This is a genomic window from Candidatus Binatia bacterium (genome assembly GCA_036382395.1).
Lineage (GTDB): Bacteria > Desulfobacterota > Binatia > HRBIN30 > HRBIN30 > JAGDMS01.
On the sequence record DASVHW010000467.1, the window covers coordinates 1 to 9,355 of the forward strand.

The 9,355-nt window shown below is 65.1% G+C and carries 10 protein-coding genes and 1 pseudogene; 1 reads left to right on the top strand and 10 read right to left on the bottom strand.

Annotation, left to right across the window (positions count from 1 at the left end; genetic code table 11):
* Positions 1 to 129: 129 nt before the first annotated feature.
* From VF515_22930 to VF515_22960, 7 genes and pseudogenes are all read right to left on the bottom strand, one after another.
* Positions 130 to 996, bottom strand: a complete 867-nt coding sequence (locus tag VF515_22930; GenBank protein HEX7410482.1) for a nuclear transport factor 2 family protein — start codon at positions 994 to 996, stop codon at positions 130 to 132.
* 22 nt (positions 997 to 1,018) lie between these two features.
* On the bottom strand, positions 1,019 to 2,416 hold the full coding sequence (locus VF515_22935; GenBank protein ID HEX7410483.1) for a wax ester/triacylglycerol synthase family O-acyltransferase: 1,398 nt from the start codon (positions 2,414 to 2,416) through the stop codon (positions 1,019 to 1,021).
* A complete protein-coding gene (locus tag VF515_22940; protein ID HEX7410484.1) occupies positions 2,413 to 3,882 on the bottom strand; it encodes a wax ester/triacylglycerol synthase family O-acyltransferase in 1,470 nt (489 codons plus the stop codon). Before VF515_22940 ends, VF515_22935 begins: the two co-directional genes overlap by 4 nt.
* Before the next feature lie 95 nt (positions 3,883 to 3,977).
* Positions 3,978 to 4,709 (bottom strand): annotated as a pseudogene (locus VF515_22945) (acyl-CoA dehydrogenase family protein).
* Positions 4,710 to 4,926: 217 nt separating this feature from the next.
* Positions 4,927 to 5,265, bottom strand: a complete 339-nt coding sequence (locus tag VF515_22950) for a type II toxin-antitoxin system PemK/MazF family toxin (GenBank protein ID HEX7410485.1) — start codon at positions 5,263 to 5,265, stop codon at positions 4,927 to 4,929.
* Entirely contained in the window at positions 5,243 to 5,512 is a 270-nt protein-coding gene (locus tag VF515_22955; GenBank protein HEX7410486.1) for a hypothetical protein, read from the bottom strand. The genes VF515_22950 and VF515_22955 overlap by 23 nt, the downstream gene beginning before the upstream one ends.
* A gap of 183 nt (positions 5,513 to 5,695) precedes the next feature.
* The gene (locus tag VF515_22960) at positions 5,696 to 6,967 is read right to left on the bottom strand and encodes an MFS transporter (protein HEX7410487.1); all 1,272 of its coding nucleotides are present in this window, start codon (positions 6,965 to 6,967) and stop codon (positions 5,696 to 5,698) included.
* A gap of 136 nt (positions 6,968 to 7,103) precedes the next feature.
* Here VF515_22960 and VF515_22965 point away from each other — a divergent pair, with 136 nt between their 5' ends.
* On the top strand, positions 7,104 to 8,108 hold the full coding sequence (locus VF515_22965) for a glutathione S-transferase family protein (GenBank protein ID HEX7410488.1): 1,005 nt from the start codon (positions 7,104 to 7,106) through the stop codon (positions 8,106 to 8,108).
* Positions 8,109 to 8,206: 98 nt separating this feature from the next.
* On the opposite strand, the gene VF515_22970 is transcribed toward VF515_22965, so the two are convergent.
* From VF515_22970 to VF515_22980, 3 genes are read right to left on the bottom strand one after another with little or no spacing between them, the layout of a single operon-like run.
* A complete protein-coding gene (locus VF515_22970; GenBank protein HEX7410489.1) occupies positions 8,207 to 8,881 on the bottom strand; it encodes a hypothetical protein in 675 nt (224 codons plus the stop codon).
* A 59-nt stretch (positions 8,882 to 8,940) separates the two neighbouring features.
* The gene (locus tag VF515_22975; protein HEX7410490.1) at positions 8,941 to 9,135 is read right to left on the bottom strand and encodes a type II toxin-antitoxin system HicA family toxin; all 195 of its coding nucleotides are present in this window, start codon (positions 9,133 to 9,135) and stop codon (positions 8,941 to 8,943) included.
* Positions 9,132 to 9,338 (bottom strand): type II toxin-antitoxin system HicB family antitoxin, encoded by a 207-nt coding sequence (locus tag VF515_22980; protein ID HEX7410491.1) that lies wholly within the window; start codon positions 9,336 to 9,338, stop codon positions 9,132 to 9,134. The genes VF515_22975 and VF515_22980 overlap by 4 nt, the downstream gene beginning before the upstream one ends.
* Positions 9,339 to 9,355 lie beyond the last annotated feature (17 nt).

Below are 9,355 nucleotides of genomic sequence, written 5' to 3' on the forward strand. Positions count from 1 at the left end.
GAGGACCGCCGGCCAGGGTCTCCGTGGTCGCGACTCCAGCGGCGCAGGCGCCGTAAGACATGACGAAGTCGATCGCGAGCTGTGTGAGCTGTTTGCCGTCATCCATGATTCCTTCCTCCTTGCCGCCCGCTACAAAGACGCGGATGCGCAGTAGAGCCGAGCCGCATGCACCTTGCGCGTCCGGGAGTTGAACTCGAAGAGGCCCACGCCTTTCGACTCCGTTCCGCCGGATCGCGCAGTGAACGTGCAGCTGGTGACGTAGCCGGAAGAGATGAGTTTGGTCACCGACAGGGACACATCGACCTGGCTGCAGAAAGACTCGGGAGTAAGAGTCCGCCGCCCGGCTGGAAAGCCGATCCCATTGCTGCGCTGGTCGAACAGCGTGCCGAGTGCCGCACCGTCTTTGCGGTTGACCGCCTCGACGAACCGCAGGACCGTTTGTTTCCCGGCGCCATGAATCCCGAATATGCCTTTGGAAAACCCGAGGACGGCGCCGATACCCTGGTTGGCGATCATGCGGATCCCGAGGCGGTTCATCACCATGAGCCCGGTCCACCCCTGGCTGACAACCTGTCGGACCATTGGGAACAGTTCCCAGGACGCGCACAGATGAGCGATCTTCAGCATCCCGTCTTGGTCCGTGACTTCGTACAGCAGGTGCATGGGGACACGGACGTTCAGTCCGGCCGCCATCACCAACTCGATGGTCACGTCACGCACCACGACACGGCCCGCAACGATGTCCTGGTCGACGTGAAACGTGATGTCGTTGGGAGCGATGAACGTGTCGTAGAAGCGCTCGAGCGGCCCGGTCCCGCGGACCCCGGAACGCCGATCGTGGAGACCGCCGTGGTGCGGCCGTGACCCGACAGGATCTTCGATGACCGCGTGGGTTGCGAACAACCCGACCCAAGCCTCCTTGTCGTGCCGGGCAACGGCATCCGGCGAGGCCTTGGCGACGGCGAGCACTTCGTCGCTGGCGGGTGGATTGTTCATCGTGTCTCCTGAGAAGCCGCGATCACTGCCGCGCCGCGCTGACCAGCTCCGCCAGCGCCTCTTTGATATACGTGCCGATCACCTCGATGTCAGGCAGCGCGTCGTAGTCGCCGAGCAGCCCGAACGTCAAGGCACCGTTGTAGCTGACCAGCGCCACGATCATCGCGAAGCCCTCGACGATGAAGCCAACGGGCGCCATCTCCAACAGCTCACGGCCCATCAGATAGAGCGGAAACTGCGGACCCGGGACGTTGGTCACCACCAGGTTGGCGAAGCGCGGTGAGAAGTGCAGCCGGGACGCTTGCGCCAGGATCGTCGGCGGCGCGAACCGTTCGATGCCGATGATCAGCTGCGCACCCAGCGCCTGTTTTGATTCCTTGAGGCCACGCATTGCCTGGCGCACGATCCGCAGGCGCTCGACTGCATCCTCGCAGTAGACCGGCACCGGGGCGACCATCATGGTAATGCGGTTGCCCAGCTGCTGGTGCTCCTGCTCGGCGCGCACCGACACCGGCACCCCGGCGCGCAGCTCCAAGCCCTCCGTGCGCACGCCGCGCCCGTGCAGCCAGCGGGCAAGCGCACCGGCGACGACGGCGAGCACCACATCGTTCACCGTGCCGCCTATGCTGTCCTTGATCACCTTGAAGTCGGCCAGGGCGGTGCGCACCCAGGTCACCCGCCGGTGCGGACCGATCGGGACATTCAGCGGCGACGGCGGCGCCGGAGTCAGCCCCGCCCACACCACTTCACCGAGCCCCTCGGCCGTCACCCGCAGCGCCTCGGCCGCCTGCCGCGGGTCGGTGAGCGCGCCGGTTGCCGATTTCGCCAGGCCGAGCACGACACGGGCAGAGTCGCGCAGCAGTTTGGTCGCAATCTCCCCTTGCGACGGCTCGGGATGCGCTTTCCACTTCTCTCTTGGTGGCAGGCTCGGCGGGGCGTCGCGTGACAGGTCGAAGAGCAGGGTCGCGATGTCGACTCCCGACACGCCGTCGACCATGGCATGGTGGGTCTTGTTCAGCAGCGCGAAACGTCCGCCTTCGAGTCCCTCAAGAAGGTAGATCTCCCAGAGCGACTTCGAGCGATCCAGCCGTTGCGAGAACACGCGCGCGGTGAAGCGTTGCAGCTGTTCGATCGAACCGGGCGGCGGCAAGGCGCTGTGGCGCACGTGGTAGGTCAATGTGAAGCGGGTGTCGTCGATCCATAGCGGCCGGCCCATTTCGAAGCGGGGCAAGAGCAGCCGCTGGCGATACCGTGGTACGAGATCGAGGCGGGCCTCGATATGCTGCAACAGCGCTTCATACGGTGGCGGCGGGCCCTCGAAGATCATCACCCCGCCGATGTGCATGTGCGACGGGCCCTTCTCCAGCACGATGAACGATGCGTCGGTGGCGGTCAGGCGCTGGAAGTGGCGTGGCGTCATGCGTGGGATCCTCGGCGCGGCAACTTCCGGGTGCGCCCCTTGGGCCGCTCTGTACTGGCGGCCTTGAGCAACTCGGCCACCGCCCCATCGATGGCCCCGCCTAGGTCGTCCAGATCGGGCAACGCGTCGGCGTCGCCGATCAGGCCGAGCTCCAGCATACCGTTGTAGCTGACCAGGGTGGCCATCAGTGCGCAGCGCTCCATGAGGAAGCCGACCGGTCCAACCTGCACCACCTCACGGCCGAGCAGGTAGAGTGGAAACTGCGGCCCGGGCACGTTGGCGGCGACCAGGTCGAACGAGCGACTGGAGAAACTGAGGCGCGACGTCTGCGCCAGCAGCGCCGGCGGCGTGAAGTCCTGCAGCGTGGAGATGGCGCGCGCGCCGAGTGCCTGCTTTGAGTGCTTCAGGTCGTCGAGCGCCCGGCGCACGATGCGCAGGCGCTCGACAGGGTCCGGCGTGCCGACCGGCAGGGGCGCAAAACATTCCACCACGCGGGTGCCGTCCGTGCTCACGCCGATGGCGATGGCGCCGCTGGCGACCTCACTGCGCAGCGAGATCGGCACACACGCACGCATCTGCAAACCGCGCGTGCGGATGCCGCGCCGGCGGAGCCAGGACGCGAGCGCACCGGTGAGCACCGTGAGATACACGTCGTTGATCGTACCGCCGAAGGTGTCCTTGATGCGCTTGAAGTCGGCCAACCGGCAGCGGGTCCAGTACACCCGCCGATGCGTGCCGAGCGGCACGTTGAGCGGCGTTGCTGCAGGTGGGTGCATGTAGGTAGCCGCCAGTTGCCTGACACCCTGCGCCACCTGGTGGACCGCGGTGGCGGCCTTGTCGGCATCGTTCAGCGCACTCCACACGTGCCGCGCGACCTCGAGGGGCGCGGCCACGAGGTCACGGATGCCGGCGGCGACCAGCTCGGCCGGCGACGGTTCCGGGTGCGGCAGCCACGGCCGGCTTGGTGGCGGCACCGGCGCGGGATCCCGGGCGGTATCAAACAGGACCGTGGTGATGTCGACGCCGCCAATGCCGTCGACGAGGGCGCGGTGTGCCTTGTTGATGATGGCAAAGCGATCGTCTTGCAGACCTTGGACCAGCCACAGTTCCCACAGAGGTTTGGAGCGATCGAGCCCTTGCGAGAAGATCCGGCCCACCGCCGCACGCAGTTGATCCATGGAGCCGGGTGCCGGCAGTGCCGCGTGCCGCACATGGTACTCGAGATTGAAGCGTGGATCGTCGATCCACAGTGGCAGGGCGATCTGCCACGGCGGGAACGCCAGCTTCTGCCGGTAGCGCGGCACCAGGTGGAGGCGTGCCTTCACATGCTTGAGGAGGTCCGCATACGCCGGCGGCGCCCCCTCGGCGATCATCACCCATCCGATGTGCGCATGCGTACCGCGGTCCTCCTGCCACAGGAAGGCGGCATCCGCGATGCTGAGCCGATCCAGGTGTTGTGCCCCCATGAGCCCATCTCTTTGCCATATCCGGCGCTAATTGTCGCTACCCGCATAGCCGTCAATCGTGTTCGTGGGTCGCGCTCATGGAGGCTACTTCCCGGTTACTGCGGCTGCCACAGGCGGAACCCCGCCGTCACGAAGTCGTGATCGAAGCTCATCACTGCCGTGCAGCCCGTGGCTTCCATCACCGCGAAGCTGACCGCATCGGTGTAGGTGATGACCTGATCGGGCAGGCTGGCAAGCCAGCGGCGGGCAGCCACGTGGTGCGCGGCGGTGACAAACTCAATCGTCAGCATCGAACTCGCGTCAATCCGATCGAGCAACAATGCGGCCGGTTGGATGCCGATACGAAAGAGAACAAAGCGATGTACTTCGGCGATGATGACGTTCGACGTCACCAGCGGAATACGCTCCTGTGCGCACGCCGACCGCATGTAGTCGGCTGCCCGCAGGGCGACGAGTTTCATGGCGACCAGGCGAACGTAGGCGTCGGTGAAGTTCTGCTGCACGTGCGGGAAGTCGGTGACACTCATGTTGTAGAGCCGGCGGTTGGCGGCGTGGTTGATGGCTTCGTAGAAGGCGTGCGTGCACATGCCGATCGACGCCCAGCCGAGGTTGTACTTGCCGATGTTGACGGTGTTGAGCGAGGCATTCCACGCCTCGTCGCCCTTCGAGAGGATGTCGGCCTCGGTGATCGGATAGTCGTGCAGGGCGTACTCGGAGACGTACGACTGACTGTTGCAGACGTTCTGGATGCACTCGAACTTGGGGTGCTGCGAGTCGACCGCGAAGAACACGTACAGATCCGAATCGCCGATCTTGCCGTGGCTCGCACCGGCTGTTTACCGAGATGGGCGCCACGGGACACGCGGAGCGCATCAGCCGTCAGCTCGCAGCGGTCAGCGCTGAGCCAGAGGAGCAATGAGCGAATGACTGAGATCTGCCCAGCCCGCGGATACGCCACCCCGAAGCAGCCAAGATCCGCGCCGAGTGTCGACGGCCGGCTCTTTGCCGACGCGAAAGGCTTGACGGCGACCGTCGAGGCCGTGCTCAGAGGTCCAAAGCGCGCCGCAGCTCCCGTTCGACTGCGTGCATGTCCGCTTTGGTCAACGAGCCCAGCTTCCGCTCGATCATCGTCTGCTTGACCGTTCGAACGATACCAGTCACGAGAGATGGAAAAAGCAGACCGGCTGCCTTCCAGTCAGCCAACAAATGGTCCGCAACCAAGCGCCGGCGCACATTACTCGTGATCGCCGCCAGGATGACCTCGCGCCGTGCGCGGTGGTATGCAGACAAAGTGATCACCAGAGCCGGCCGCACTTTGCGCCCAGACTCATCGGAGAACACGAAGCCGACCAGGACGACGTCACCGCGATCGCAGGCGATCATACGCGGCGTCCTTGCGATTGTCCCACAACTCCGCGAGCAGTGGGTCCGCCTTGGCATTCAGCGCCAGCAGTTCTTCGCCGTCACCCCCCAGGTCTTCGCGCAGGCGTTCTTCAATCGCTTCCAGGACGTACTGCCGCACGGTCACATCGCGCCGTGCGGCCGCCAATCGCAGCCGGCGGCGAACCTCCGGCACCACATCCACGCTGACTCGCGGTCGCTTGACCGAGGACTCCATCGTTCGCGGCATGGCATACCACCTCCTTGCGCAGCCTGTCAGTGCGCCTCCATGGTGTCAATGACACCATCGTGCCCGATCGACGGTGGGCCGTACGTGCCCGTGGCACCCCGCCGAACGTCAAGGAACTTCTAGCAATGGACGGTGGGGTCGTGTGCCGGCATTCCGCCTTGTCCCACCGACCCCCGGCCGACCTCACGCCCTCACGCCGCGCAGGCGGCGGCTGCTGAAGACGTACACCAGCACGGCGGCCATGATCGCGCCGTTGAGCATGAACGGCGCGGTGTGCCGCAGCTCGTACAGCCACGTCCCCAGCATGGGCCCGAAGACGTTGCCGATCACCGCCACGCCTCCGACGACGCCGGCGACCGAACCCTGTTCACTTGACATCACAGAGAGTGAGGCTCCCGCGGCGGTGCCGGGCCGCACAAATCCGAGGCCGAGCCCGAGCAACGCCAGCGCAACCACGACCGCACCGTAGCCACTACCAGCCACGAACAGGGCGAATGCCGCAACCATCATCGTCGTGCCGACGCGCATCAGCCAGCGCGGCGATGGCTGGAAACGCTGCACGACCACCAGCTGCGCGAACAACCCCGCCACCGCCAAGGTGACGAACCCGACCCCGGAGTACTGCACCGTTTGTTGCGAGTTGAGTCCCAACGTGTCCTGCAGGAAAAAGGCAAGCGTGATCACCGTGGTGGCGCGCACCGCCTGCAACGACGTGCTCACCAGGAGAAACGGCAGCACGCGCGGGTCGCGAACGCTCAGCTTGCGCGGCCGTTCGACACCCTTGTCGAGCGGCGGACCGTCCTCCGGCAGAAAGTGCCAAATGGTGAGGGCGCTGATGACGGCGAGCCCGGCGGAGAAGTACACCGGAGCCAGCAGACCGATGACCGCGAGCGCCGCACCCAGACCGGGCCCGACGGTCTCGCCCAGGCCCATGGCGGCATTGACCAGGGCCACGCCGGCGGTGCGCGCCATGCGGCTGGTGCGATCCGCCACATAGGCCTGCGAGGCCGGGCCGGTGCCCGACCCCACCAGGGCGAAAATCGATCGCGACGCCACCATGAGCGGATAGACGACGAGCGGCGGCAGCAACTGATGAATGCCGATCTCGATCACCGTTGCCAGCAGCGTCATCGACAGGGCGAAGCCGAGCAGCCCGATCAGGATCACCTTGCGGCGGCCCGTGACATCGCTGCGCCGTCCCCACATGGGGCTGACGAACACCCAGATCGACGCCGAGGTGGCAAAGATGGTCGAGACTTGAAACGGCGACAACCCGATCACCCGCGCCGCCGGTGGCAGAATCGAGAACAGCATCGACTGGCCCATCCCGACGCAGACAAGACAGAAGAACAGCAGGCGGAACGCGCCGGTGTGGGAGACGGTGGCGCGATCGCCGGACGTAAACGCGGCGCTCTCAGTGATGGCGGCACGTTTGTTCCTGAGTTGCGCTTTCAACAGTCCCCCTGGTGTTCCCGCCTGATACACCATCGCGAACCGGATCGGTACTCGATTGACCAAGCCGGCCCGGTCGACTTGCGCCTGGAAACGGGCTACGCGAAGGTATCGACGACAGCCGAAGGGAGATGCCGCCATGTCGAACGCGTATCGAATTTTTGGCAACGAACTGTCACCCTACTCGGTCAAAGTTCGCTCGTACTTCCGCTACAAGCGCATCCCGCATGACTGGCTGATCCGCAACGCCGACACGGAGGCCGAGTTTCAGCAGCACGCCAAGCTGCCGCTGATCCCCCTGGTGGTCACGCCGGAGGGGAAAGGCATCCAGGATTCCACGCCGATCATCGAGCACTTCGAGAGGCTGTACCCCGAGCCGTCGATTCACCCACACGATCCCAGGCCCGCCTTCCTCTCCGCGCTGATCGAGGAATACGGGGACGAGTGGGGCAACAAGCCGATGTTCCACTATCGTTGGTGGTACGAGCCCGATCAGCAGTCAGGGGCCGAGCGGATCGCCCGCAGCATGATGCCGGGTCTGCCCGAGGCCGAGCTGCCGAAGGCTATCGAGATGGTCAAGGGACGCATGCTCCCGCGCCTCAAGTTCGTCGGCTCGTGTGCGGAAACCAAGGACCTGATCGAGGGCTCCTACCGGCGCCAACTGGCAATCCTCAATGCGCATCTGGCGCGGCGGAGGTACCTCTTCGGCGCGCGCCCGGCATTCGCGGATTTCGGACTCTACGCGCAGCTCTATCAGTGTTCCTCCGATCCGACGCCCGGCGGCATCATGCGCGCGAGCGCGCCGAACGTGCTCGCGTGGGTTCAGCGCATGCTCGATCCCGCCAATGACGGCGGATTCGAAACGTGGGAGGCGCTCAAGCCGACGTTGATGGCGCTGCTCAAGGACGAGCTCGGCGCCATCTTTTTCCCGTGGACGATAGCCAACGCGAAAGCGCTGGCCGCCGGACAAAAGGAGTTCTCCATGACGCTGGCCGGCAAGCCGTACACGCAGGAGACCCAGAAGTACCACGCCAAGTCCCTGGCCGCATTGCGTGCCCGCTACGCCGCAGTGGCGGACAAGTCCGCGCTCGACGTCATCTTGAAGGACACCGGGTGCTACGAGGGGTTGCAGGCGGCCGGCTGATTGCGGCTTTCTCACTCCTCGCACTCAATCAAGTTCCACGCGAAACCGCGTGAAGCGACCCAACGGGGGGGGCCCGCCGAAGAGACGCTGGGCGCGGCCTATGCGGCCAGGCGGCGTTTTCTCCGCAGCTCGATCCCCGCGCGCACGAGGGCGGCTTCGAGGTGTCGGAAATCGCATCCGGTAACCCGGCCTCGCTTCCACGCCGCTTTGAGGTCTTCAAGCGCTGTTACGGGGTCCCTCGATTTCGTCAACTCGAGTGCCCGCGCCGCACGCAGCTCGATGTCGATGAGCGGCGGATCGGCCTTGTCCCAGACTCCGCGCAGCTCGCGCAGAAAGATGCTCGTGGTAACTCGGCCGATCCCCTTGAAGGCGAGGAGCCGGGCTTCGAGGTCGGCGCTGCTTTCAGCTTGGGCGTGGATGTTCTCAACCTTGCCACGGTACTCATCGACGAGCTTCCGGCACATTTCGCTGATGTACGTGGACTTGATGTTGTCGTAGCGGGCGTACCCACCTTCGCCCATCACCGGGATGAGCCCTTCCCACCCGGCACGGAGGATGGCTTGCGGGGTCAGCAGCCGGTGCCGTGCGAAGGCTTTGTAGGTGCTCTTGGCGACTCGCTCGCTGATCCGGCCGCCGAACAGCATGGCCGCCAGCAGCCACCTGAACGGCTGGCGGGCAACATCGATGCCGAGTTCTTCCGAGAACAGTCCGCCCTTCTCTTCCAGCAAAGATCGGAGGCGTTCCATATTCACTGCGGCACAAGCATCGGCCATTGGTGGCTACCGTCATCCCGAGCTTCGCGAGGGATCTTCTTCTGCCATAATGAACCGAGCTACCTCGTCCGAGATTCCTCGCTCGCGGATTCCGCTCGGAATGACAACGCTACGGGAACCAGGTCCTGCCAATCAGCCCAGCCTTCGCGGGACAGAACTTTGTGGGATCCACCTGACGAACGCTTTACCGCCCAACCGATCCGGAGTAGTGCAGCCAAGACCTGGCGCGCCTTCGCGCTGGACCACCGACTCATGCAGCGGCAAAGGTGACGCTGATAAAGTCGGACTCTGATTCGCCGTGCTCGATTCGGTCCGCGATGACCCGCAGCGCGAGCGCTTGAACCCGCGCCCTCACCTCATCTTCGGTTTGACCGTAGGCCAAGACGCCGGGAAGCTCGGCGATCTCTGCCAGCCAGCGGCCGTCCTCTTCGCGCTCGGTTTCGATCACGAACTTCATTGGCCCCTCCGAATGTC